This window comes from Thioalkalivibrio sp. ALMg13-2 (genome assembly GCF_000381185.1).
Taxonomy (GTDB): Bacteria; Pseudomonadota; Gammaproteobacteria; order Ectothiorhodospirales; family Ectothiorhodospiraceae; genus Thioalkalivibrio; species Thioalkalivibrio versutus.
Genome location: NZ_KB906109.1, coordinates 12,331 through 37,571, shown reverse-complemented (window position 1 = coordinate 37,571; position 25,241 = coordinate 12,331). Strand labels below are relative to the sequence as shown.

Genomic DNA, 25,241 nt, shown 5'->3' with positions numbered 1-25,241 from the left:
GCCCCCTCCCGAGACGACCCGATGAATCCTGCTAACCGGCCACGGGAGGGCCAGGAAATGGAGAGGCTCGCGGACTTCTCCCTGTTCGAGCAGGAAAAGTCCGTCATGCAGCGCTCCGAACAGATGCTCGAGGCGCTGGATGCGGTAGGCGATGGCGTGAAGGTGCTCGCCAAGGCCTATTCCGAGAGCTATCGGGCGCAGCGTCGCATGATGCGCATGAGCGACCGCATGCAGGCGGATCTGCAGGAGGCCAACCGCCAGTTGCGCGAGCAGGCGGAGCATCTGGCACAGCTCAACAATGCATTGTCCGACGAGGTGCGTGAGCGCGAGCGCCTGACGGCCGAGCTGGAGCGCCTGGCGCTGGAAGACGCCCTTACTGGGCTGTTCTCGCGCCGCCGCGTGATCGACTGTGTGGAGGGTATGGCGGATCGCGTTGGCGAGGAATCGCGTTCGCTCACCGTGATGATGCTGGATCTCGACGACTTCAAGGCGCTGAACGACACCCACGGCCATGCTGCTGGCGATTTCGCCCTCGAGAGCTTTGCCGACATCCTGCGGGGCGAGCTTGGGGCGGAACAGTACGCTGGGCGCATGGGTGGGGAAGAGTTCCTGGTAGTGGCGGCGGATCTGGATGCCGAAGAGGCAGTCGCACTGGCCGAGCGCATTCGTTCGTCAGTGGAGAATGCGTCGCTGCACTGGAAGAACGAACCGCTCGCGCTGGCAGTTTCCATTGGCCTGGTCATCACCACGAACCCGTGGCCGGATGCCGGCGAGCTGGTGGCTCTGGCCGATGACCTGCTCTACCGGGCCAAGAACGAGGGACGCAACCGTGTCATCGTGCAAATGCACGGCGAACGCGGGTGATGGCGGGCGGCACCCGCCGGAATCGTAGCCTTGTCGCCAAGCTGGCCGTTGTCACGCTGCTGGCGGCGCTGGCGCTGAGCCTTCTCAGCAGCGCCTATGTCATTGCCTCGGACTGGCATGCCTTCCGTGCCGAGACCGGCGAACAGATCGACCGTCTGCAACGCCTGGTCGAACCACCCGCCGCCGAGGCGGCCTTCCAGTTGAGCGCTGCCCAGGCCGATTCCCTGGTCCAGGGTCTGCTGGTTTTCGACGAGATCCGGCGGGTCGAGATCCTCGACGACTTTGGCAACACCCTTGCGGAAGATGCCCAGGAGCGCACCCAGACCGGTGGCGAGTGGGCACACTGGCTCTTCGGCGATCTGCAAACCCATGAGCGCGAGCTGCGCCACCCTGATACCCGCGGAAATATCCAGGGCGTGGGCGTCCTGCGCGTGGAACTGGACCCCGGCGTGCTGGGGCGGGCCTTCGTCAACCGGCTGCAGACCGGGGTCGTGACCAGTGTGACCCAGGCGGTGATCGTCTCTCTGGTGGTGGTTGTACTTTTCTATCTGCTGATGCTCCGTCCGATGTTGAAGATTTCACGTGCGGTGGCGGACACCGACCCGGAGCAGCCCGCGCACTGGCCGATGCCGCGCCTGGGCCATCACGAAAACGATGAGCTGGGGGCGCTGGGGCGTTCGCTGGATCGTTTGCTGCGGGCCTTTCAGGCGGGGCTGGACGCGCGCGACGGGGCCCGGGGCGAGCTCAAGGCCCTGAATGCGGACCTCGAGCGGCGCGTCGAGGACCGCACCCGGCAGTTGGAGGCCGAGAAATCCGAGACGGAACGGGCGCTGGCCAAGGTGGACGAGGCCAACCGTGAGCTCGAGCGCAGTAATCGCCTGGTGGTGGAGAGCATCCGTTATGCCCGCCGCATCCAGACTGCCATGCTGCCGGACAAGCATGCCCTCGATGGTCACATGGACGAGGTGCAGATCTACTGGGAGCCCCTGCACCTGGTGGGTGGCGACTACTTCTGGGTCGAGGCCATCGACGGACACAGCATCCTGGTGGTGGCGGACTGCACCGGCCACGGTGTACCGGGTGCCTTCATTACCCTGGTGGTGGCCTCGGCGCTGGATCGCATCCTGCACGAACACCGCTTGTTGGAGCCCTCGGCCATCCTGCGCGAGATGGATCGACTGGTTCGCTCGCGGTTGCGTCAGGATGGCTATGACTCCGACTCGGACGACGGGCTGGAGGCCGCGGTCTGCGTGTATCGACCGGAGGACCGCAAGCTGGCCTTTGCCGGGGTCGGGCTGCCGTTGCTGATCGACCGCGGCGGCGAGGTCGAGGAGATCCGGGGCGTACGTGGCGGCCTTGGCTACCGCAGCCTGGAGCCGGCCCAGCCCGTGGACCACGAGGTCGACGTGGAGCCGGGCACCGAATTCTTCCTGATCACCGATGGCGTGCACGATCATGTCGGCGGAGAGCCGCCGCGATTGTTTGGTCGGCGGCGGTTGCGCCAGGTGCTGACGGACAAGAGTGGCCGCGATCTGTCGGCCAAGATCGATGCCGTGGTCCGGGTGCTGGAAGATTATCGCGACGGCGAGCCGCGGCGTGACGATATGACCCTGGTGGCCTTCCGGCCGTTGTCATCCCGGGCTGGAAACGAGGCACTGCCCCCACCTTCCGATTGAGCGGGGGCGGGTGCTCTGGTACTCTCTCAGGGGTTTTCCGCCTGCCCCGGATTGCGTGTGCGAACCGGGGCAGGGTGCTTGTCAGCTCCCAGCCAGGTTTCCCGCATGACGCGTTTTGTTTTCATTACCGGAGGCGTGGTCTCGTCTCTGGGCAAAGGTATTGCATCCGCCTCGCTGGGGGCGATCCTGGAGGCGCGTGGCCTCAAGGTGACGCTGCTCAAGCTGGACCCGTACATCAACGTGGATCCGGGCACCATGAGCCCGTTTCAGCATGGCGAGGTGTTCGTCACCGATGACGGCGCCGAAACGGACCTGGATCTCGGGCACTACGAACGCTTCGTGCGCATTCGCACCTCGCGGCGCAACAATTTCACCGCCGGGCAGATCTACGAGAACGTGATCCGCAAGGAGCGTCGCGGGGATTATCTCGGCGGCACGGTGCAGGTCATCCCGCACATCACCGACGAGATCAAGCGCTCGATCCACGAAGGGGCCGGCGATGCCGACATCGCCCTGATCGAAATCGGCGGTACGGTCGGTGACATCGAATCCTTGCCGTTTCTCGAGGCGATCCGTCAAATGGGCGTGGAGCTGGGGCACGACAACGCCCTGTTCATGCATCTGACGCTGGTGCCGTATATCGAGGCCGCCGGCGAGATCAAGACCAAACCGACCCAGCACTCGGTCAAGGAACTGCGCTCCATCGGTATCCAGCCGGATATCCTGCTGTGCCGCTCCACCCAGGCGATCCCCGAGGGTGAACGGCGCAAGATCGCGCTGTTCACCAACGTCGAGGAGAAGGCGGTCATCTCTGCAGTGGACGTAGACAACATCTACAAGATCCCGCTGTGGCTGCATTCGCAGAAGCTCGACGAGATCGTGCTGCGCAAACTCCATATCGAGGTCCCGCAGGCCGATCTTTCGGACTGGAAGCACGTGGTCAATGCCATGGAGTTCCCGGAGTCCGAGGTGACGGTCGGCATGATCGGCAAGTACGTCGATCTGACCGAGTCGTACAAGTCGGTGAACGAAGCCCTGACCCACGCGGGCATCCAGGCGGGTACCCGGGTCCGGATTCGTTATCTCGATTCGGAAAAGCTGGAAGGGGCCGAGAACGAGGCTGCGCGCGAACTCGAGGGCCTGGACGCCATCCTCGTTCCGGGTGGCTTCGGCGAACGCGGCGTGGAGGGCAAGATTGCCGCGGTGCGCTACGCCCGCGAGAACGATGTGCCCTATCTTGGAATCTGCCTCGGCATGCAAGTGGCGGTCATCGAATTTGCGCGCGATGTGGTCGGGCTGGAAGGTGCGCACAGCACCGAGTTCGCCCCTGACACGCCGCATCCCGTCATCGCGCTGATTACCGAGTGGCAGGACAAGGAAGGCCGCATCGAACAGCGCGATGCCGACAGTGACCTTGGTGGCACCATGCGTTTGGGCGCCCAGAGCGCGCGCCTGACCCCGGGGTCACGCATTGCCGAGGCCTATGGTCGCGAAGAGGTGGGAGAACGCCATCGTCATCGCTTCGAATTCAACAACGCTTATCGTGAACGCCTGGAGGCCGCAGGTCTTCGACTCTCCGGGGTCTCGGAATCCGGCGAACTGGTAGAGGCCGTGGAGCTGGCCGACCATCCTTGGTTTGTGGGCTGCCAGTTCCACCCGGAATTTACCTCGACCCCAAGGGATGGCCACCCGCTGTTCACCGCGTTTGTGTGTGCCGCCCGGGATTACCAGGATGCCCGCGAACCGGAAACCACCACGGCGCTGACGGAATAGGCGCCCGTTCACTTTTTTGTGGCCGCACCCGGAGGGTGATGGCCACCAGACAGGACAGAGCATGCAGCTTTGCGGTTTTGAAGTTGGCCTTGATCGGCCCTTTTTTCTGATTGCCGGCCCCTGCGTCATCGAATCCGAGGCCATGGCCCTGGAGACGGCCGGCGCGCTGAAAACGATGGCGGACGATCTCGGCATTCCGTTCATCTACAAGTCCTCGTTCGACAAGGCCAACCGGTCGTCGACGAAGAGCTTCCGCGGCCTGGGCATGGAAGAGGGCCTGCGCATCCTGGACAAAGTGAAGTCGGAGATCGGCGTGCCGATCCTGACGGATGTCCACGAGGACACCGCGCTGGACGAAGTTGCCAGTGTTGTTGATGTGCTGCAGACCCCGGCCTTCCTTTGTCGGCAGACCAACTTCATCCAGAACGTTGCGCGTCAGGGCCGGCCGGTGAACATCAAGAAGGGCCAGTTCCTCGCGCCCTGGGACATGGGCAATGTCGTGGACAAGGCCCGCGAGGTCGGTAACGATCAGATCATGGTTTGCGAGCGCGGGGTCTCGTTTGGCTACAACACGCTGATCTCCGATATGCGCGGTCTGGCCCAGATGCGTCAGACCGGCTGTCCCGTGGTCTTCGATGCGACGCACTCGGTGCAGCAACCGGGCGGGCAGGGCGCCTGCTCCGGTGGGCAGCGCGAGTTCGTGCCGGTGCTGGCACGGGCGGCGGTGGCCGCTGGCGTATCCGGCCTGTTCATGGAGACCCATCCGGATCCCGAGAAGGCCCTGTCCGACGGCCCCAACGCCTGGCCGCTGCCGAAAATGGCCGAGCTGTTGCAGACGCTCAAGGCGCTGGACGCCGCCGCCAAGGCGCAGCCGTTTGCGGAAGCGGAGTACGGTCTCGGTTAACGACCGAAAGAATCGATAAAACGTCCCGGACGGGCCCGTCCGGGCAGGTATTTTCAAGGAGAGAGCATGTCCAAGATTGCGGAGATTCACGCCCGCGAGATCATCGATTCTCGGGGCAACCCGACGGTCGAGGCCGATGTTGTCCTGGATTCTGGCGCCATGGGGCGAGCGGCGGTGCCCTCCGGTGCCTCCACAGGGGCCCGTGAGGCCCTGGAACTGCGCGACGACGAAAAGCGTTACGGCGGCAAGGGCGTGCTGAAGGCCGTCAGCCACGTGAACGGCGAGATCCGCGACGCACTGCGTGGGATGGAGCTGGATCAGACCGCGGTCGATCGCCGCATGCTGGAACTGGACGGGACCGACAACAAGGCACGCCTGGGCGCCAATGCCCTGCTGGCCGTCTCCATGGCCACTTCGCATGCCCTGGCCGCGGATCGCGAACAGCCACTGTTCGAGACCCTGGGCGGCGACGACGCCACGCTGCTGCCGGTACCGATGATGAACATCATCAATGGTGGTGCCCACGCCGATAACAGCGTGGACATGCAGGAGTTCATGATCCTGCCAGTGGGGGCGGACTCGGTACGCGAGGCCGTGCGCTACGGCGCCGAGGTCTTCCACGCGCTGAAAAAGGTGCTGTCCAAGCGCGGGCTGGCGACGGCGGTGGGCGACGAGGGCGGTTTTGCGCCCGACCTGCCGTCCAACTCCGCCGCGATCGAGGTGATCCTGGAAGCGGTTCACAACGCCGGCTTCAAGGCGGGCGAGGACATCTGGATCGGCCTCGACTGCGCCAGCTCCGAGTTCTACCGTGACGGGCGCTATCACCTCGATTCCGAAGGCAAGGCCTTCTCTGCCGACGAGTTCTCCGAGTATCTCACCCACTGGGTGGACCAGTACCCGATCCTGACTATCGAGGACGGGATGGCCGAAGATGACTGGGACGGCTGGAAGACGCTGACCGAGCGCCTGGGCAATCGCGTGCAGCTGGTGGGTGACGACCTGTTCGTGACCAATACCCAGATCCTGCAGGAAGGCATCGACAAGGGCGTTGCGAATTCCATCCTGATCAAGCTCAACCAGATCGGCACCGTGACCGAGACGCTGGAAGCCATCGAGATGGCGCGCAAGGCCAATTACACTGCAGTGATCTCGCATCGCTCGGGCGAGACCGAAGACGTGACCATCGCGGACCTGGCCGTGGCCACGCGCGCCGGCCAGATCAAGACCGGTTCGCTGTCGCGTTCCGATCGGGTCGCCAAGTACAACCAACTGATCCGGATCGAGGAACACCTGGGTTCGCGGGCGACCTATCCGGGCATGTCGGCGTTCACCTTCGGGCGCTGATCGAGACCCGGGACGGCCTTGGTTACCACGCAGTCCTCAGCCTGCGGCGCGGTTCCTGTCCCCGGTCGTCCGGGGCTCGTAGAATGCCGGGCATGCCGGCCACTTGCGAAAGCCCTCGTCTCCACGTTGTCGCGTCTGTCGCGGTGCGCGGGCGAGGGCTTTTTCTGTTCAACCATACGGAGTGCGGGTGATGCGCGGCCTGTTGATCGGTCTGGCCCTCGTGCTGCTGGCCCTGCAATGGCCCCTGTGGCTGGGCGAGGGGAGTTGGCGCGATGTGCGCGATCTGCGCGAGCAGGTTGCGCAACAGCAAGCCGCAAATGCCGAGCTGGAACAACGCAATCAGGCCCTGGAGGCCGAGGTGCGCGATTTGCGCGGCGGTACCGCGGCGGTCGAGGAGCGTGCGCGTCGCGATCTGGGGATGATCCGCGAGGACGAGATCTTCTTCTTCGTGGTGGGCGAGGACGAGCCCACGAGGCTGCAGGTCGAGCCGCTACCGGGCCCGGCTGGAGAGACCGATCCGGGCCCGGACGCGCAAGTCCCGGAGGATGCCGAGCCCGCCACCGACACCCTGCCACCCGAGGACCCCTTTGATGGCTGACGCGGAATACGTGCCGACTCGGGAGCCAGCGTTCTGGGCGTTGATCCCGGCGGCTGGCATCGGTCGGCGCATGGGATCCAACCGTCCGAAGCAGTACCTGACACTCGGATCGCACACGATCCTGTCCCACACCCTGTCGATCTTTCTCGAACACCCGCGGATTCGCGGGGTGGTTCTGGTACTCGGTCCGGACGTCGACCCGGATGCCCTGGACCTGCCGCTGGCCGGCGGGAGGCTGTTCCGTGCGGCCGGAGGGGAGGAGCGCGCGGATTCGGTCCAGAACGGGCTCGACTTCCTAGCCGAACGGGCGCACGAGGACGACTGGGTACTGGTGCATGACGCGGCACGACCCTGTCTGCCGCTAGCGGATGTGGACCGGCTGCTGCACGAGTTGCGTGACGATCCGGTGGGTGGGCTGCTCGCCAGTCCCAGCACCGATACCATCAAGTGGAGTGATGGTGCCGGGAAGGTCGATCGGACGCTGGATCGCGAACGGGTCTGGCGGGCCCTGACCCCGCAGATGTTCCGGCTGGGGATGCTCCGCACGGCCAACGCGCAGGCGCGTGCCGAGGGGCATCCGGTGACGGACGAGGCGAGCGCCATCGAGTTCCTGGGCCAGGCACCCCGACTGATCGAGGGCTCCCCGATGAATATCAAGATCACCCGCAGCGAAGACCTTGAGCTTGCTCGCCTGTATCTGATGCAGCAGGGCCGCCTGGAAGGCGGGTTTCGCGCATGAGCGGCTTGCGGATTGGCCAGGGCTTCGACGTACACGCCTTCGGCGAAGGCGACCACTTGGTACTCGGTGGCGTGCGCATCCCGTTCGAGCGTGGATTCGTGGCCCATTCGGATGGGGACGTGCTGATCCACGCGGTGTGTGACGCCCTGCTGGGCGCCGCGGCGCTGGGGGATATTGGCCTGCACTTTCCGGATACCGATCCGGCGTTTCGAGGGGCGGACAGCCGCGTCCTGCTAAGGGAGACGCTCGAACGAGTGGCCGGGGCCGGCTGGCGCCCGGTCAACATCGATACCACGGTGATCGCGCAGGCGCCCAAGCTTGCACCGCATGTGCGCGCGATGCGTGAGAACCTGGCAGCCGATACCGCCCTGAATATCGCCGATGTCAGCGTGAAGGCGACCACCACCGAGCACCTCGGCTTCACCGGGCGCAAGGAAGGGGTGGCGGCCCAGGCCATTGTGTTGCTCGAACCGGCCTCGGGGGTGATGCGGGTATGACTTCGGCGAAGGGGGTAGAACCCGGCATCCTGCGTTTGCATCACGCAAGCCTGGTGATTGCGGACACGCGGGTGGCGGCGGCCTTTTACGGGGAGCAGCTCGGCCTGGTGCCACTGGAACGCCCGGATCTCGACTTTCCCGGTCTGTGGTATGACCTGGGGAGCGGACAGGCTCTGCATCTGTTGCAGGTGCCGAACCCCGATCCGACCGAGCGCGGGGTGCGCTGCGGTCAGGACCGTCATCTGGCGTTGCGCGTCCGTGGCCTGGAGGCGCTGGCAGCGCGTCTGGAAGGGGCGGGGATTGCCGTGGAGCGCAGTCGTTCCGGACGCCCGGCCGCATTCGTTCGCGATCCCGATGGCAACACCATCGAGCTGATCGAGGAAGGCGTCTGATCCCGGACGCGGGGGCCGGCCACGAACAAGCGACCTTGCACCCGTTGCGGGGCCATCCTTCTCCACGGAACGGATCGTGGGATCACCGGATCCAGCCCCAAGCCTAGCTGGGTGGCCCGCGACGCCATCCATAGCGACCTTGGCTCCCAAAGCCCCTTCATCGCAGCCGTAACGAACCGAAGAGCCGTGGTTTTCTGCATGGGTGCGAGATAGCGGGTCGGGGCTCGTTCCACGCAGTGAGATCCCGGATAACCGCTGCGCGGTTTCCGGGATGACGAAAGCGGTAGGTGGCGAGGGAGCAAGGATCACCGGTCGGGTGATCTTCCTTGACGTCATCCCGGCCGCACCGGAGCGAAGCGCCGGGATCTCCGGCGCGGGTGCCAGTCGGGAGGTCGGGGCTTGGGCCACGCGGTGAGATCCCGGATAACCGCTGGGCGGTTTCCGGGATGACGAAAGTGGTAGGTGGCGGGGGGATGCAAGGATCACCGGTCGGGTGATCTTCCTCGGCGTCATCCCGGCCGTAGCGGAGCGAAGAGCCGGGATCTCTGGCGCGGGTGCCAGGCAGCAGGTCGGGGGTTTGGGCTACGCGGGGAGATCCCGGATCACCGCTGGGCGATTTCCGGGATGACGGAGAGGGGGACTCGCGCGAGGAACTTGTTGGATGATGGGCTGGCTCGAGCTCAGTCCATGCTGGCCGGTTCGGCGGCGAGCTGGCCCGACTGGTAGTCGCTGATGGCCTGTTCGATCTCGTCGGAGGTGTTCATCACGAACGGGCCGTAGTGGGCGATCGGTTCGCCCAGGGGTCGCCCCTTGAACAGCAGTACCCGGGCATCCTGCTGCGCGATCAGGTGGACCTGGGTGTGGCCGTGCCAGACGCCCAGTTGGCCCGTGCCGAGGCCGGTCAGCTCGCCGTCGAACACGTAGGCCAGCACGCGATCTTCCAGTTGCACCGCAAGCGACAGGCGATAGCCGGCCGGTAGCGTGAGATCGGCCATGGCGGCGCCTTCGCCGATCTGTGGAAGCGCGCCTTCGGTGTCCCCGGCGCTGGTCTGCCAGGAGCCGGCAATGGCCTTGAAGCGCAGCGAATCGTCGTCTTCCGGCAGGTGGCGCATCGCGTCGGCGCGCACGTCGCGGTAGCGCGGCGGGTCCATCTTGCGCGCGGCGGGCAGATTTACCCAAAGCTGGAAGCCGTGCATGCCGTCCGCGTCCAAAAGCGGCATCTCGGAGTGGATTACGCCGCGCCCGGCGCTCATCCACTGGGCCTCGCCGGCCTCCACTCGGCCCTGGTTGCCCATGGAGTCCTCGTGAGTCAGGCCGCCGTGGACCAGGTAGGTCAGCGTCTCGAAACCGCGGTGCGGGTGCGAGGGGAAGCCGCCGATGTAGTCCTCGCGCGCGCTGGCCTTCAGTTCGTCCAGCATCAGGAAGGGATCCAGCCCGCCACTAAAATCATGGATGCGCCGAATCTTCACCCCGGCCCCGTCCTGGGTGGGATGAGAGGTCTTCACGCTGTCCGGCGGTGTCGGGTTCATGGCGTTCTCCTTCGCAACAGATCTGCACCATACCGACCATGAAACGAAAAGAAAATTGCATCGTTTCCCTTCATGGAGCGTTCTGTCAGGGCACGGGGAGCTCCCAGGAATCGGCAAACGCCTCGAGGCTCTCGACGAAGTCCGGGTCGTGCTCCTGGCGATTGATGGTCAGGTGCAGGATGACGGCGTGCGCGGCGGGCGGATGACCCGTGGTCAACGTCCAGACGAGGCCATTCGGGCATTCCGGCAGGGAAAAGCGAACGCCACCGTTGATGACTTCCCGATGGACGCGAAACTCGCCCCACAGGCAGTACACGACGCCGGCATCAGGGCCCTCGTCGGCGATCAGCGTATCGATCGCGGCACTGGCGTCGGGTAATGCGGACACGGTGAGGCTTCGCTGCAGGTTTTCGGCATCCAGGCCGGAATGCAGGGTGCGGAAGAATTCCATGGGCACTACTCGTTGCGGGGCAGGAAGACGGGCAGGCCGTCCACCTCGCCCACGCTCAGGCGTTGGTTGTACAGGCGCTCCAGTGCGCTGGGCACCAGCATGGTGGCCGTGGGGCCCCAGCACGCCTGTCCGTCAGGGAATAGCAGTAGCAAGTGATCGCAGTAGCGCGCCGCGAGGTTGACGTCGTGCAGGACCAACACCGCGCCTCGGTCTTCCTGACCGACGATGGCCTGCACGCGGTTGAGCACGGCCACCTGATGATGCAGGTCCAGCTGGCTGGTGGGCTCGTCCAGCAGGAGCAGGCTGGGGTCCTGCGTCAGCACGGTCGCGATCGCCAGGCGCTGGCGTTCCCCGCCGGACAAGGTGTCCACCATGCGGTCCTCGAGGTCGGCGAGATCCATCGCCGCGAGTGCCGCACGGGCGCGGGCGTAGTCCTCGGAGGACTCGATATCCCAGGGCCGCAGATACGGGTGGCGTCCGATCAGGGCCGTCTCCAGCACCGTGGCGGGAAAGCCGTCGTGGTGGGTCTGGAAGACCAGGCCCAGGCGACGGGCCAGTTCCGCGCGGGCGAGGGTCGCAATGGATTGTCCCTTGACCTTGATGGTTCCGGCACGCGCGGCCCGCAGGCCGGCGAGGGTCTGCAGGAGGGTGCTCTTGCCGGCCCCATTCGGGCCCAGGATGCCCCAGCACTGGCCCGGATCCACCGTCAGGTCCAGCGGCGAACCGGGCGGCCGCTCGGGCACGTCGATGACGAGCTCATGCGTGGCGAGCAGGGTCTTGGGCCCCGGTTCCTGGTGGACGCTGCGCGCGCCCAGGCCCGGCGTGTCGTGTGGCTGGGTCGCCGCGGGGGCTGGGAGATGTGTACGCGGCATCAGCGGCTCCGGTAGAGCAGGAACAGGAACACCGGGACACCCAGCATCGCGGTGATGACGCCCACCGGCAATTGTTCCGGGGCGATGATCGTGCGGGCCAGGGTGTCGGCCAGGGTGAGCAGGATGCCCCCGCCCAGGGCCGAGGCCGGCAGGATCACGCGCTGGTCGTTACCGAAGATCAGGCGCAGCATGTGCGGCACGATCAGCCCGACAAAGCCGACCGCGCCGACCTGGGTGACTGCAGTCGCGGTGATCAGGGCCGCCACCACATAGATCGTCCATTCCACCGGGCGTACGGCCACTCCGAGGGCCGCAGCCTGCATGGGCCCGCGCGCCAGGACGTTCAGGGTGCGGCCAAATGGCAGGGCGAGCAGGGCGACGACCACGAGTACGCCCCAGGCAGGGTAGGGGTTGCGGGCATGGGAGACGTCGCCCATCAGCCAGTACAGCATGCCCGGGAGCTCCGCGGTGGGGCTGACCGCGAGGATGAAGCTGATCATTGCGCCCCAGCCGGCGGCCACCACGACACCGGTCAGCAGCAGGCGGGTCGGGGTCCAGCTGCCCGTGCCGTGGGCCAGGCCGAACACCAGAATGGTGGACAGCAGGGCCCCGACGAAGGCCGCGGCCGAGACCGAGACCATGGACAGCCCCGCCAGCATCGCCAGCAAGGCGCCCACCGAGGCACCACCGGAGAGCCCCAGCACGTAGGGATCGGCCAGTGGATTGCGCAGCAGGACCTGCATCAGCGCTCCGGCCAGGCCCAGCAGCCCGCCGGCGGCGAACGCGGCCAGCGCGCGCGGCAGGCGCAGATCCAGCACCAGGGTGCTGTGCAGTCGCGAGGCCTCGCCTAAGAAGACACTCAGCAGGTCAGGGAAGGGAATCTGCACACTGCCGTAGGCCAGTGCCACCAGGACGGACAGCACAGACGCGGGCAACAAAACGCCCAGGGCCAGGAGGAACGAACGGGTCAAGCGGTAGCCCTCCGCTCCAGGCGGGCGAAGCGGTAGGTTGCCGGAACAGCGGGAGCGCTGCCTTCAGCGCACCTACAACGCTCCTTCATTGGTGTCCCGCGATATCCTTTCCAAGAGACTGCGAGGCGGACCGTCATGGTCATGGGGCGGGACGCCGCGTGCGGGCGCGTTCGAGCTCTTCGCACATCAGGGCCGTGCCTTCCGCGATGCGTCCGGTATGGCGTTGCAGGAGCGAAGGGGGAATGAAGAACAGATTGTCGCGCTGGACCGCGGTCATATCCTCCCATTGGCCCCAGGCGACCACCCAGTCGGGGCGGTCCTCGCCCATGCCGCCGCCGATGATGACCTCGGGGTCGGCATCCAGTACGGCTTCGCGGCCAATGCGTGGTACCAGGCGGTCGAGATTGCCGAACACGTTCACGCCGCCACAGACGGCGATGGCCTCGGCGATCAGGTGGTCGTCATTGACCGTCATCAACGGTTGCTCCCACACCTGATAGAACACCCGAATCGGGTCCCGGTCGCCGTACGTGGCGCGGAGCGCGTCCATTCGGTCCAGGAAGTCCTGTGCCGCGGCCTCGCCCTGGTCATGCGTGCCGGCGAGCGTGGCCATGCGCCGCATGCTCGAGGCCACACCCTCGAAGCTGCGTGGTTCCGATACGTACACCGGCAGTCCCAGTTCGCGCAGGCGTTCGACCTGAGAGGCGGAGTTGCCGCTCTTCCACGCGATCACCAGATCGGGGTCCCTTTCCAGTACCCGTTCCAGGTCAATCCGGCTGTAGCCGCCAATCCGCGGGATGGCCTCCGCCTCGGGCGGATAATCGCTGTACTGCGTTGCGCCCACGATGCGGCCCCCCGCACCCACGGCAAACAGCACCTCGGTGATGTGCGGGGCCAGGCTGACGATGCGGGTGGCCGGGGCTTCCAGGCGTACCTGCCGATCCGTGTCATCCGTCACCGAGACGGCATCGGTATCGGCATGGCTGGCCGGGCTCACCAGGAGGGCGCAAGTGGCGAGCAGTGCCAGCACCAGTCTCGAACGGTATAACATACGAAAGGTTCCTTGGTTCCGTAGGGCCGGGCAACGGTGCGGGCGGGGCTGCCGCGGGTGTTCGCCGGCGATATTCGGCGGTGGCATGCCCAGCCGGAGGGTCCAGCTTCTCCGGCGGCCCATCCCGACAGCGCGCGTCATGATAACAGCTGCCCTGGCGGGCACGCCGCTTCCCCGTTGGGACTGGTGACAAGCGCTTGAGCGGGCCGCAGACCCGCTGTGCCCGGATGCCCCGCCGTGTGCGCTTTACGACTTGATCGGGAGGGTCAGGGAGGCGGTCGCACCACCGTCAGGACCGGCCATGAGGTTCGCATCCCCGCCATGGAGCCTCGCAATGCGCCGCACAAGGTAGAGCCCCATTCCCACCCCCGCGATCCGCGACATGTTGTCGCCCCGGGTGAATTTTTCGAAGAGTTTTTCCGGGGCGGCGTTCTGCAGGCCCGGTCCCGCGTCGACCACCTTCAGATTCACGCCATCAGGGTCATCGGGCTCCGCGATGACAGTGATCTGCGTGCCCTCGGGGGCGACCTTGGCTGCGTTGTCGATGAGATTCAGGAGCGCCACGCGGATCAGGGCGGGGTCGAAGGTCATCTCGCTGGGGATGTCCCCGACTTCCAGTACCAGTTCGTGGCGGGTTACGGATTGGCGAGCCTGCTCAACCACCTCCTCCAGAAATGCGCATGAGGCAACGTTTTCCGCCCGCACCCTCCAGGCGTCCGATTCGAAGCGGTCCTCCGTCATCAGATTATCCATGAAGCCGGTCATGCGGCTGACCGCGCGACGGATGCGTCGCAGCACCCTGGCGGGCGGAATGGTGTCCTGCTCGCGCTGGGCTTCCAGCACCGTGCAGGCGGAGGCGATGGATGCAATGGGGGAGCGTAATTCGTGGGAGATCATGGCCAGGAACTGGCGATGTTCACTCAGGGCGTTCTCGGCGGTCTGGCGGGCGGTGTCGAGTTCGCGGGTGCGTGCGTCCACCAGGCGTTCCAGCTCCGCCCGCTGCTCTTCCTTGATGCGCATGCGCTCGCGCCGCTCGAGGACCACGCGTGCCCCCAGCCCGGAGAGGACGATGACCGAGGCCAGCAGCACCGAGATCGCCATGGCCGGCTCGGAGAACGTAGCGGGTACCCGGGGCAGCCAGCCGATGCTGGAAAAGTAGAGCAGCTTGGTCACCTGCCAGGGCAGCACGTAGCCGGCGAAGGCGTAGCCCCACAGCACCACCCCCTTGCGCCACGCCATGTACCCGAGAACGGGACTGAACAGGGCGATGCTCAGCCCCCACAGCGTCAGGAAATGCATCATCGGCCGATGGGGGAGGAACAGGAACAGGACGCCGATCAGGGCGAAACTGAAGATCAGGCCGATCAGCACCCGGTCGATGCGCGGAAACAGCTCGCGGGTCCGCAGCAGGATGCGGTGCAGGATCAGCAGCAGCATCCCCACCAGCGACAGCGAGAGGCCGATGGCCGGCCGGGTCCAGTCGGGGGATTCGGGCCAGAATTCGCGAAAGGCCATCCCCTTGATGCTCCAGCGGAACAGGAGGAAGGCAAGGCTCAGCAAGCCGAAGACCAGAAAGCCCGGCTCGCGCAGCATCAGCCACATCACCACCCCGAACAGCAGCATCAGGATGACCGCGCCGGCCATGAAATATTCCAGCCGCGTGGCGTTGCGTTCCCTTTCGAGTAGCTCCGCGGTGGCATGGAGTTGCGGGTGGATCACGATGGGCGTGTCGCTGGCGACGCGGACCAGCAGCTCCTTTGACGCATGCGCGGGGATATCCACGGAAAACACCTGCGTCAGGGTCGGCAGTTCCCGTTCCGATAAGGGTATGGCCCGGCCTCCGGGGCGGGTGACCCAGCGGCCATCAATGCGTTCGTGATAGGTCACCTCCCGCAGCCGCGCCTGACCGACCTCCAGCCAGCGCAACACCGCTTCAGGGCGATCGTTGGTCACTTCCAGCTTCAGCCAGAAGGCGGAATCACTGGTGCCAAGCCGGTGGCGATCCTTCGCCAGCGGCAAGGGGCTGAGCGGGATGGCGCCGGCCGCCACCTCCGCTGGACCCAGTTGTCCACTGGGGTCTTCGCCCATTACCAGACCCTTGACGCGAACGTCGTCGGCGGCTGCGAGGAGCGACGGGGCCGGTAAAAGCGCGAGCAGCAGGGTCAGCAGCAGGGCCGGGCGGATGCGGGGCACCGGGCTCAATCCATCGTGAACGGCCGGGTCAACTCCAGCCGTTGCCGTGGGGCGGTGGCCAGGGGCAGGGCATCGCCCGTGTGCGACTCGACCTTCTTGCGCAGGCGACTCATCAATACATCGATGCGGTGGAAGCGGAACTGGGATGGGTTATCGCTCAGTACGGTGGCGAGATCGAGCCGCGAGACCTTGCCGCCACCGTGGACGAGACACTCCAGGAAGGCGAATTCGTTGGGGGTCAGATCCACGCACTGGCCATTCGGTGAGTACAAGCAACGCCCTTCCCGGAGTATGCGCCAGGTGGGTTCGTGCCCTGGTGGGGCGGCATCCGACTGGTCGCTGCCGGCCGCCAGGCGTCGCGACAAGGCTTCGACGTGGGCGGCCAGTTCCCGCAGGTCGACCGGTTTGGTCAGGTAGACATCGGCGCCCGCCTCAAGCCCTGCCAGGCGATCATCCAGACGGGAGCGCGCACTCACGATGATGATGCCGATGCCGGTCTCCATGACGTGGCGCGCCAGACTCAAGCCGTCTTCCTCGGGCAGACCGATGTCCAGCACCACCACATCCACCGGTTGGGCGACCAGCTGGCGGTAGAAGCCCGCGGCACTTTCCTCCGTCCATACGGTGCAGCCCTGCATGGCCAGGTACTCCGCCATGCTGGCGCTCTGATCCACATCGTCCTCGACAATGGCGATGCGGATGGCACTGGGTTCGCTGTGATTGAGGGCGTCTTGCATGTTCCGACTGAACGCCTGGTCGGTTACAGATGGGAGGCCTGCGGTCATAAGACACCGCAGTGCGGCCGTTTAGCTGGAGGCCAAAGAGTACACCTTTATGCCGATTGGCCAAATGTTCAGGAGTTGTTTCCGGATCCGAGATGAGAGGAATGGTGAGAGTCCGTGAGTGGACGGGCGCGGCCGCGACGGTTCCAATGTGACGAAGTTCAAAAAAACCGTGACAACACGGGAGAATTTGCCATGTCCGCCAGTCCCCGCCGTTCCCTGAATGCCCTGTCGCAGGTTCTGGGCCTTGGGCTGAAGCATTCGCCCTTGGTGCTGGGGGTAGTCGGCATGCTGGGCTGCGGACTGGCCTGGGGTGCGGGAGAGGCGGAAGACGACCTAAGTATCCAGGATTTCAACGAGCTGTTTGAAGAGGCCCCCGAGGCCCCTTGGCAGATCGTCGAGGATGCCGTGTACCAGGGCGATGAGGCCTGGGTGCGACTGACAGAGAATGTGGAACATCAAGTTGGTGCGCTGATCTACGATCAGGCCTTTGAACGCGACGTTGGTGTGGACGTGGCATTCCGCTACTACATGGAAAAGGATGTGGTCACCGATGCCGATGGTCCCACCGACGATCACGGTGCCGACGGGCTGGCATTCTTCCTATTCGATGGTAGTCACGAGTTTTCTGGGCTGGGCCCCTCGGGTGGAGCCCTCGGTTACGGCCGTGATAGCGACTTCGACGCCGCGGAGAACGACGAGCATGGGTTGCCCCATGCTTACATGGGATTGGGCTTCGATCTCTATGGCGGATTTACCCGTGGCGAAGGGCCGTATGACACCGGAAACCGCAACCAGGTGACCCTGCGTGGCCCGGGCCACGAGCAAGAGGGCTACCGAAAGTTCGCGAGCGAGCATTTCTGGGTTGCAAATAGCCAGTATGTCGATGTCCGTGTGATCCTGACCGACGAACAGCGCCTGCTGGTATTTGTTCGGAATGTCGGTGATGGCGCGACCTGGTCCGGCACTGACTACTGGGGTAGCCCCATTATCGACATCGACTATGCCGCGGTAATTGACGCTGCCGATTTTGTCGGCCCCGATACCCTGAAATTCGGCTTCGCGGCGGCCACGGGAGGGCTGACCAACGTTCATGCCGTCGAACAGGTTGCCCTGCGTACGGTATCCGACCTGCCGACGATCAGCGAGGAGTTTGCCAGCGAACCCGAGATGCCCTGGGACTTCGGCGGCGGCGATCAGGACTCCTTTTACGATGCGTCCAACGAGCACCTGGTTCTGACCGAGGCTGTGGATAACCAGGTGGGCTACCTGCTGTACGACCGCGCCTTTACACGCGAGGCCGGGCTGGACCTGACCTTCTCCTACACCATGGAAGACCCTCATGGAGCGGATGGTTTGTCGTTCTTTCTGATGGATGGGTTGTATCCGGTCAATGGTATTGGGCCCAGAGGCGAAGGCCTTGGCTATAAAAACACCACGGGCAACGATGGACTGCCCCGAGCGGTGCTGGGGCTGGGATTCGACCGCTGGGGTAATTTCTCGGACGATCCCGATCCCCATAATGCTGAGGGTACAACCTCCGATCATGTGGTCCTGCGTGGCTCGGGCCACGAACAAGCAGGGTATGCCCAGTTGGAGGCCACACCCTTTGCCGAAATGGCGGGCGCAGGAGAGCGTCTGGTCAATGTCGTGTTGAGCCAGGATCAACTGCTAACCGTCAAGGCCAGCACAGATGATGGCGAGACCTGGGTCACTCTGTTCGATGCCTTTGATCTTGGGCCCAATAACACAGGCCCGCATAAGGATGCGGAGATCCTGAAGTTCGGTTTTGCCGCTTCCACCGGGGGTTCCAATAACCTGCATGCCATCAATTGGGTGTCGGTGAATGCCGAATCCAACATGGAGGTCTCTGCGCGGGCAGAGCCGACAGACGGGGGTGCGGTAACCGGGGCTGGGATCTACAACGACGGCGACGAGGCCCGCCTGAACGCGATCCCCGAAAAAGGCAACCTGTTCATTGAGTGGCGAGAGAACGGGGCCGCCGTCTCTGTAGAGCCGGAGTACTCGTTTACGGTCGATGTCACGAATGATGGCGAAAGTCGTGACCTGGTCGCGCACTTTGAGCCGGCCTTTGCCGCTGGTGAAGGGAGTGCCGAAAACCCCTACGAGATCGCCGACTGGGAGCAGTTGCACCGGGTCCGCGACTACCTGGATCACCACTTTGTCCTGACGGCCGATCTGGACGCCGATGCACCTGGCTACGATGAACTCGCCTCGGCCACAGCCAATGGAGGCGCAGGCTGGCAGCCTGTCGGTCAAGCGCACGACAACTACTTCAGAGGTTCCCTGGATGGTCAGGGGTATCGCCTCGAAGGATTGCGGATTGATCGCTCCGCCGAAAATGCTGTCGGTCTCTTCGGCCGGACGGGGGCAGACGCCGAGATCGCTAACCTGACCCTGGCGGATGCTGCCATTACCGGGGATTCCGATGTGGGGGGGCTGATTGGTTATGCCGAACAGACTCAGATCAGCAACACGCACGTGGACACTGCGAACGTCACCGGGTCTGGCAATTACGTTGGCGGTCTGGCTGGACGACTGGAGACCTCATCGGCAGTGACAGACAGCACGGCAAGCGCAGACGTGGTGTCGTCCGGTGATGCCTATGTCGGCGGCTTGGTGGGCTTTGCTGATGTCGCCACGATCACCGACAGCCATGCCAGCGGCTCTCTGACTCTGAATGGCAACGAATCGGCCGGTGGGCTGATCGGCGAAGCGCGTGACGCCACCATCGCACGGAGTTCGGCCGCGGTCGATGTGAATGGTCCGCACGGCGGTTTGTATAACGGCGGCCTCGTCGGTCTGCTAAAGGGCGGCGAGATCCGCGAAAGCCATGCCACCGGCAGCGTGACCGGTGCGGCCGGGGGAGCCGGTGGCCTGGTGGGTTACGTCTGGCAGGACGGACGCATCATTGAATCCCATGCCACGGGGACGGTGCTGGGCGACGACTATGTCGGTGGCCTGGTCGGGTGGCTGGACAACGGCCAGGTGACCGACTCCTTTGCTGCCAATACGGTCGACACGGGTGCCCAGCATTACGGCGGACTAACCGGCAACAATGCTGCGACGGTAACGCGTGCCTACTACGATCGCTCGATCAATCCCGGCATGCCGGACGAGTCGACTCGCGGGCTCACCACTTCGCAACTCAGTAATCTGGCTGTCTTCGATGGCTGGGATATGACCGCCGTGCCCGGTCTGGCTGCCGGCTATCCTGTCCTGGCGTGGACCCAAGAGGCGACTTACGGCTCGACCTGGGTGATCAGCGAACAGGTGTTGTTCGACGCCGGGGACGGTTCCGAGCAGAGCCCCTATGTCGTCTCCATGCCGGAGCAGCTGGACCGTGTCGCCGACGACCCAACGGCGCACTACGTTCTCGCCGACGACCTCGACTTTGCTGGCACCGACTGGCAGCCCATCGGGAGCGAGGCGGAGCCGTTTACCGGTTCGCTGAGCAGCGAGTACGGCGAACCCGTGGTCCTCGGTGGCCTGGATGGTCGCCCGTTGTTCGATGTCATCGGCCCCGGTGCCGAAGTCTCCGATCTGGTGATCGAGGGCAGCGTGAACGCAGCGGCGGATACAAACTCCGGCCTGCTGGCCAATGCGATCGAAGGCACGCCAGGGGCGCCCGCAATGATCGACAATGTCACCATCGACAGTACCAGCAGTATCGATGGCGGGACGAACGATTACATCGGCGGTCTGGCCGGTACCATCAGCCACGCCGAACTGAGTGCTGTCACCATCGATGGTGCTGTCACCGGCCGCGACTATGTGGGCGGTGTCGGTGGCGATATCAGCGACAGCGGTCTGGCCGACACCACCGTCAATGGCAAGACGACGGGGCGCAATGATGTCGGCGGCGTTGGTGGCCGGATTAACAACGGCAAGTTGATCCGGACGGAGGTCAACGGCGACACCGAGGGCAATGGCTATGTTGGCGGCGTCGGCGGCACCATCGAGGACAGCGAGCTGAGCGATACCACCGTCAATGGGGGTGTGCAGGGTAGTGGCAGCAATGTCGGCAGCGTGGGCGGTCAGATCAACCGATCGGAAAACGCCAACTGCGTTCTGGAGACGATTCGTGCCAACGGCAGTGTCTCTGGGGGAAACAAGACCGGCGGCGTGGGCGGCAGCATGGATGGCTGCAGCGTCAGCGACGCCGAGGTCGCCGGTGATGTTACCGGCGGCGACGACACCGGTGGTGTCGGCGGCACGATCACCGATGGCGATATCAGCGCTGTCACCGTCGATGGCGACGTCGCGGGGGATGATCGGGTTGGTGGAATCGGTGGCACCATCGACGAGAGCACTGTCGACAACGTGACCGTTAATGGGAATGTCTCCGGCGATTCCAATGTCGGGCCCATTGGCGGCCAGATCACCGACAGCGAAGTGACCAACGAGGCCGTGACGGGGCAGGTCTCCCAGCCGCCCACCAGCGGCGACGGGACCGCAGGCTCGCCCTATGTGATCGACACGGCCGAACAGCTCGCCTGGATGCACAACGAACCGCAAGCGCACTACGAGCTGAACAGCGACATCGATGTGAGTCAGGTCGACTGGCAGCCCGTGGGCAGCGACGCAACCCCCTTTACCGGTTCGCTCAAGGGCGACAAGGAAGGGGAGCCGGTGACCCTCTCGGGTCTGGACGGCAAGCCGCTGTTCGACGAGCTGGGTCCGGGCGCCGAGGTGTCGGACCTGACCATCGAGGGCAGCATCAACGACAACGCCGACGAGGGCTCCGGGCTGCTCGCCAACCGCATTCAGGGCGACGACGGCAACCCAGTCCGGGTCGACAACGTCACCATCGATGGTGGCAGCCGGATCGACGGCGGCGAGAGCGACTCCATCGGCGGCCTGGCCGGCACCATCGAGCACGGCGAGCTGAACGGCATCACCGTGGACGCCGAGGTGAATGGTGGTGATGGAATCGGCGGCATCGGTGGCACGATCACTGACAGCGAGATCCGCGATAGCACGGTCAATGGCAACGTCGAGGGCAGCGACCGGGTCGGCGGGGTCGGTGGCACGATCACTGACAGCACCATCGAGAATGTGGCGGTCCACGGGAATGTCTCCGGCGATTCAAATGTTGGAGGCATCGGCGGTCACATCACCGACAGCGAAGTCAGCAACGAAACCGTGACAGGACAGGTCTCCCAGCCGCCCACCAGCGGCGACGGGACCGCAGGCTCGCCCTATGTGATCGACACGGCCGAACAGCTCGCCTGGATGCACAACGAACCGCAAGCGCACTACGAGCTGAACAGCGACATCGATCTGAGTCAGGTGGACTGGCAGCCTGTGGGCAGCGAGACAACCCCCTTCATCGGTTCGCTCAAGGGCGACACGGGGGCGGGCGAACCTGCGAACATCTCCGGCCTGGACGGTAAGCCGCTGTTCGACGAGCTGGGTCCGGGCGCCGAGGTGTCGGACCTGACCATCGAGGGCAGCATCAACGACAACGCCGACGAGGGCTCCGGGCTGCTCGCCAACCGCATTCAGGGCGACGACGGCAACCCAGTCCGGGTCGACAACGTCACCATCGACGGTGGCAGCCGGATCGACGGCGGCGAGAGCGACTCCATCGGCGGCCTGGCCGGCACCATCGAGCACGGCGAGCTGAATGGCACCACCGTGGACGCCGAGGTAAAGGGCCGTGACTACGTCGGTGGTATCGGTGGGCAGATCACCAATAGCACCATCAGCGACGCCACCGTCACCGGGGACGTCGAGGGTCGTAATCACGTCGGTGGCGTTGGTGGCGAGGTTGACGGCAGCACGGTCAACGACACGACTGTCACGGGTGATGTCACGGGTACTGGGGACCATGTCGGCGGCATCGGTGGTGGCGTGAACGACAGCGAGGTCCGTGATGGCACGGTCGATGGAAACGTGGAGGGGAACGACCGGGTTGGCGGTGTCGGTGGTGAAATACGCGACAGCGATATTCGCGATACCACGGTCAGCGGTGATGTGACCGGTTCAGGTGATCACGTTGGCGGCATCGGTGGCTTCGTGGAGGGCGGCACGACGGAAAATGTCGACGTCGAGGGCGAGGTAACCATCCTTCCTTCCATCGTCGGCGAGGATGGCGAGCCGCTGGGCGACCAGAGCATCGCCACCGGACAGCCGGTGCGTTTCCAGATCCCGTCGGATGCCGATGTCGTGGTGGACGGCAATGTGACGCGAGGTGGAGCGACCACCGATCTGCAGGGCGGCATTGGGATTTACCCGGTGCTGCTTCGCGATGCGGATGACGATGTGTTGCGAATGGATGACGAGGGCTACTACGTCTTCGAAGCGCAGCGCGGTGGCCTCTACGCGCTCACCTTTGACGGTGGCGAGACCTTCCACCTGAGCATCGAGTTCGAGGTGCGCCCGCAGGTGGCCTTCAGCAGCACGCGCCAGCTCGGCACCTACGGCGAGGAGGTCGAGATCCGGGCCGTGCTGGAAGGCACGCCAGGGCAGTATCCGGTGGTGGTTCCGTACACCCTCTCCGGGGTTTATCTCATCGGTGACTCCGAGGGCCTGCAAACTGGTGGGGCGGGTCTACTGGCAACGGGCGAGTTCACCTTCGCAGCGGGAGAGCACGAGCGAATCCGCCCCTTGAAGATAACGCCGAATGCGGATACCGGGACGATTGGCATTACCCTTACTCAGGGCGACGGGCCCGAGCACGCCGTCCTGGGCGATCCGGCGGAGCACGTCATCGAGTTGCGTTCTGCGCAGGAGATCCCACTGTCGGTGCGGGTGACCGTCGAGCAGGGCACTGGAGGTGCAGCCGAGGAAATTGCAGATGGCGTGGTTCAGGTCGGGGAGGGTGATGTCACCCTGTCGGTGACCCCGGGGGATGCCGGCACCTATTCCTACGACTGGAACGGGAGCGATCCGAATCTCGGTTTCAGTGGCAATGGTGGTCACACGATCACCATCACGGATGACGCGAATGGGCTGGAACAGTTGGCCGGGGACGGCCATGGCTTCCAGGTCACGGTCACCGATGGCGCTCGGCGTGGGGCGGCGCTGGGTCGCCTGCGCGTGGTCGAAACCATTCCGGATGAGTATCAGGAGGCCATTCGCGACCGGGACGAAGCCCATCGCCTGCCCATCTGTCCGGAGGGTACGTTCCGCCTGGTCGGCGCCGACCACTGCGCGAGCAGTGATCGCGAGGTGATGCTCGCTACGCCGGAAGGCTATAGCATCCGGATGGGCGATACCTCGGAGCGGGTTTCCTGGGACGCGGGTCGTTTCGGCACCGGCATTCACTCGGATGATCTGCACGACGGTGGCGGCAACCTGGCCCTGAACCGCGATGATCCGGATTTCGAGCACCTGGGGTACCTGGTCGATTTCGAGGTCTTCGATCTGCAGCATCCGGGGCAATCGGTACCCGTGGTGATCCCGTTGGCGGACGACGAGTCCATTCCGGCGGATGCCACGTGGCGCAAGTGGCACGGTGCTGATGGCTGGAAGGATTTTGTCCAGGACGATGCCAATCGCCTGCATTCGGCGGCACGCAGCGGAGACGCGTGCCCCTGGCCAGGTTCCGACCGCTGGGAGGCGGGCCTTAACGAGAGCTACCACTGTGTGCGGTTGATTCTCGAGGATGGGGGGCCCAATGACCTGAGCGGCAATGACCCGAACGGGGTGATTGCCGACCCGGGTACGCTGGCGGTGCCTGCGGGCGCCGGAGGCGATGAGGATGCCAAGCTGACCAGTGGGGGCGGTGGCGCCTTCGGTGGCTGGCTGATCGTGGGTCTCGCAGGCTTGCTACTGGCCGCTCGGATGGGTCGTGGCCGGGGTGTCCGGCGGCGCCTGTCCCCGGGAGCGATTGGTGGAGCCGTCCTGTTGGTCCCGGGGCTGCTGCTGGCACCCGTGACGGCCCAGGCCGGCGCCGGCTCGGACAAGGAGGCCCACCCCTGGTATGTGGGGGGGCAACTCGGATATGCACGCACCGGCGGCGTCAGTTCATCGAGCGTGACCGGCGATATGGAACGTGCGGGGATTGCGGGTAGCGCCCGGGTCAGTGACCGTACGCGCGGGGCGTGGCGGTTGTTCGGTGGCTACCACTTTACCGAGCATTTCGGACTGGAGGGTGGTTATACGGATCTGGGCGAGATCACCACGAGATTCCGGGATGTGGATGCCGGGCTCGAGGTGGATGACCTGGAGGGTATCCGGCCGACTTCGGGGCGGGGCCTGGAACTGGTGGGCACGGCGCGCTGGGCGGTCCATGAGCGCATCGATGTGTTTGCCCGTGCGGGTGTCTGGCACTGGCAGGCCCGCTATAACCTGCGCGTAGGCAGCGAGCGGGAACGCCGTACGGTGTACGGCACGTCGGGCGTGATCGGTGCCGGCGCGTCCTGGCACTGGAACGAGCGCTGGTCTTCCCGACTGTCGGTGGATCGCTATCGCAGTGACGGATCGGATCACGACTTCTTCGGCATTGGTCTGGTCCGGCGTTACTGACACCTTGTGGCGCCGGCGCTCGATTCCAGCAAAACGCCGATACAGTTAGGAACACGCTGATTGATCGGCGTCCGCGTGGGGCTCCATGTTTTTCGAGACCGGCGTGGGG

The 25,241-nt window shown here is 65.0% G+C and carries 17 protein-coding genes; 10 read left to right on the top strand and 7 right to left on the bottom strand.

From position 1 onward, the window contains the following. Positions 1–57: 57 nt before the first annotated feature. From F618_RS0108220 to F618_RS0108180, 9 genes are all read left to right on the top strand, one after another. Positions 58–864: a GGDEF domain-containing protein gene (locus tag F618_RS0108220; protein ID WP_019562557.1), complete on the top strand. Its 807-nt coding sequence runs from the start codon at positions 58–60 to the stop codon at positions 862–864. Then, positions 864–2,540 (top strand): SpoIIE family protein phosphatase, encoded by a 1,677-nt coding sequence (locus tag F618_RS0108215; protein WP_019568279.1) that lies wholly within the window; start codon positions 864–866, stop codon positions 2,538–2,540. Before F618_RS0108220 ends, F618_RS0108215 begins: the two co-directional genes overlap by 1 nt. A gap of 105 nt (positions 2,541–2,645) precedes the next feature. Next, the gene (locus tag F618_RS0108210; protein WP_019562555.1) at positions 2,646–4,313 is read left to right on the top strand and encodes a CTP synthase; all 1,668 of its coding nucleotides are present in this window, start codon (positions 2,646–2,648) and stop codon (positions 4,311–4,313) included. A 61-nt stretch (positions 4,314–4,374) separates the two neighbouring features. Continuing rightward, on the top strand, positions 4,375–5,217 hold the full coding sequence (kdsA, locus tag F618_RS0108205) for a 3-deoxy-8-phosphooctulonate synthase (protein WP_018169851.1): 843 nt from the start codon (positions 4,375–4,377) through the stop codon (positions 5,215–5,217). A gap of 66 nt (positions 5,218–5,283) precedes the next feature. Then, complete coding sequence (gene eno / locus F618_RS0108200; RefSeq protein ID WP_019568278.1) at positions 5,284–6,561, top strand: phosphopyruvate hydratase; 1,278 nt, start codon at positions 5,284–5,286, stop codon at positions 6,559–6,561. Positions 6,562–6,751: 190 nt separating this feature from the next. Continuing rightward, positions 6,752–7,159: a cell division protein FtsB gene (gene ftsB / locus F618_RS0108195; protein ID WP_018145600.1), complete on the top strand. Its 408-nt coding sequence runs from the start codon at positions 6,752–6,754 to the stop codon at positions 7,157–7,159. After that, complete coding sequence (ispD, locus tag F618_RS0108190) at positions 7,152–7,898, top strand: 2-C-methyl-D-erythritol 4-phosphate cytidylyltransferase (protein WP_019568277.1); 747 nt, start codon at positions 7,152–7,154, stop codon at positions 7,896–7,898. Before ftsB ends, ispD begins: the two co-directional genes overlap by 8 nt. Continuing rightward, entirely contained in the window at positions 7,895–8,395 is a 501-nt protein-coding gene (gene ispF / locus F618_RS0108185) for a 2-C-methyl-D-erythritol 2,4-cyclodiphosphate synthase (protein ID WP_018169848.1), read from the top strand. The genes ispD and ispF overlap by 4 nt, the downstream gene beginning before the upstream one ends. Next, complete coding sequence (locus F618_RS0108180) at positions 8,392–8,787, top strand: VOC family protein (protein WP_019568276.1); 396 nt, start codon at positions 8,392–8,394, stop codon at positions 8,785–8,787. The genes ispF and F618_RS0108180 overlap by 4 nt, the downstream gene beginning before the upstream one ends. A gap of 680 nt (positions 8,788–9,467) precedes the next feature. Here the strand turns inward: F618_RS0108180 and F618_RS0108175 are convergent. The 7 genes from F618_RS0108175 to F618_RS14795 all read right to left on the bottom strand — a co-directional run bounded on the left by F618_RS0108175 (position 9,468) and on the right by F618_RS14795 (position 16,591). Beyond that, positions 9,468–10,316, bottom strand: a complete 849-nt coding sequence (locus F618_RS0108175; protein WP_019568275.1) for a pirin family protein — start codon at positions 10,314–10,316, stop codon at positions 9,468–9,470. Between the two features lie 85 nt (positions 10,317–10,401). Beyond that, positions 10,402–10,767, bottom strand: a complete 366-nt coding sequence (locus F618_RS0108170) for a hypothetical protein (protein WP_019568274.1) — start codon at positions 10,765–10,767, stop codon at positions 10,402–10,404. Positions 10,768–10,772: 5 nt separating this feature from the next. Then, entirely contained in the window at positions 10,773–11,639 is an 867-nt protein-coding gene (locus F618_RS0108165; protein ID WP_019568273.1) for an ABC transporter ATP-binding protein, read from the bottom strand. After that, positions 11,639–12,610 (bottom strand): iron ABC transporter permease, encoded by a 972-nt coding sequence (locus tag F618_RS0108160; protein ID WP_019568272.1) that lies wholly within the window; start codon positions 12,608–12,610, stop codon positions 11,639–11,641. Before F618_RS0108160 ends, F618_RS0108165 begins: the two co-directional genes overlap by 1 nt. 139 nt (positions 12,611–12,749) lie before the next feature. Continuing rightward, a complete protein-coding gene (locus F618_RS0108155; protein ID WP_019568271.1) occupies positions 12,750–13,661 on the bottom strand; it encodes a cobalamin-binding protein in 912 nt (303 codons plus the stop codon). A gap of 246 nt (positions 13,662–13,907) precedes the next feature. Beyond that, a complete protein-coding gene (locus tag F618_RS0108150) occupies positions 13,908–15,854 on the bottom strand; it encodes a sensor histidine kinase (protein ID WP_019568270.1) in 1,947 nt (648 codons plus the stop codon). Between the two features lie 5 nt (positions 15,855–15,859). Beyond that, the gene (locus tag F618_RS14795) at positions 15,860–16,591 is read right to left on the bottom strand and encodes a response regulator transcription factor (protein WP_019568269.1); all 732 of its coding nucleotides are present in this window, start codon (positions 16,589–16,591) and stop codon (positions 15,860–15,862) included. A gap of 240 nt (positions 16,592–16,831) precedes the next feature. Between F618_RS14795 and F618_RS0108130 the strand changes: the two genes are divergently transcribed. Next, positions 16,832–25,132, top strand: coding sequence for a GLUG motif-containing protein (locus F618_RS0108130; protein ID WP_019568268.1), 8,301 nt, complete (start codon positions 16,832–16,834; stop codon positions 25,130–25,132). Positions 25,133–25,241 lie beyond the last annotated feature (109 nt).

Bases quoted from the DNA above. Each gene is read 5' to 3' on its own strand.
- F618_RS0108220 (WP_019562557.1), top strand. From the start codon at position 58: ATGGAGAGGCTCGCGGACTTCTCCCTGTTCGAGCAGGAAAAGTCCGTC.
- F618_RS0108215 (WP_019568279.1), top strand. From the start codon at position 864: ATGGCGGGCGGCACCCGCCGGAATCGTAGCCTTGTCGCCAAGCTGGCC.
- F618_RS0108210 (WP_019562555.1), top strand. From the start codon at position 2,646: ATGACGCGTTTTGTTTTCATTACCGGAGGCGTGGTCTCGTCTCTGGGC.
- kdsA (WP_018169851.1), top strand. From the start codon at position 4,375: ATGCAGCTTTGCGGTTTTGAAGTTGGCCTTGATCGGCCCTTTTTTCTG.
- eno (WP_019568278.1), top strand. From the start codon at position 5,284: ATGTCCAAGATTGCGGAGATTCACGCCCGCGAGATCATCGATTCTCGG.
- ftsB (WP_018145600.1), top strand. From the start codon at position 6,752: ATGCGCGGCCTGTTGATCGGTCTGGCCCTCGTGCTGCTGGCCCTGCAA.
- ispD (WP_019568277.1), top strand. From the start codon at position 7,152: ATGGCTGACGCGGAATACGTGCCGACTCGGGAGCCAGCGTTCTGGGCG.
- ispF (WP_018169848.1), top strand. From the start codon at position 7,895: ATGAGCGGCTTGCGGATTGGCCAGGGCTTCGACGTACACGCCTTCGGC.
- F618_RS0108180 (WP_019568276.1), top strand. From the start codon at position 8,392: ATGACTTCGGCGAAGGGGGTAGAACCCGGCATCCTGCGTTTGCATCAC.
- F618_RS0108175 (WP_019568275.1), bottom strand. From the start codon at position 10,316: ATGAACCCGACACCGCCGGACAGCGTGAAGACCTCTCATCCCACCCAG.
- F618_RS0108170 (WP_019568274.1), bottom strand. From the start codon at position 10,767: ATGGAATTCTTCCGCACCCTGCATTCCGGCCTGGATGCCGAAAACCTG.
- F618_RS0108165 (WP_019568273.1), bottom strand. From the start codon at position 11,639: ATGCCGCGTACACATCTCCCAGCCCCCGCGGCGACCCAGCCACACGAC.
- F618_RS0108155 (WP_019568271.1), bottom strand. From the start codon at position 13,661: ATGTTATACCGTTCGAGACTGGTGCTGGCACTGCTCGCCACTTGCGCC.
- F618_RS14795 (WP_019568269.1), bottom strand. From the start codon at position 16,591: ATGCAAGACGCCCTCAATCACAGCGAACCCAGTGCCATCCGCATCGCC.
- F618_RS0108130 (WP_019568268.1), top strand. From the start codon at position 16,832: ATGTCCGCCAGTCCCCGCCGTTCCCTGAATGCCCTGTCGCAGGTTCTG.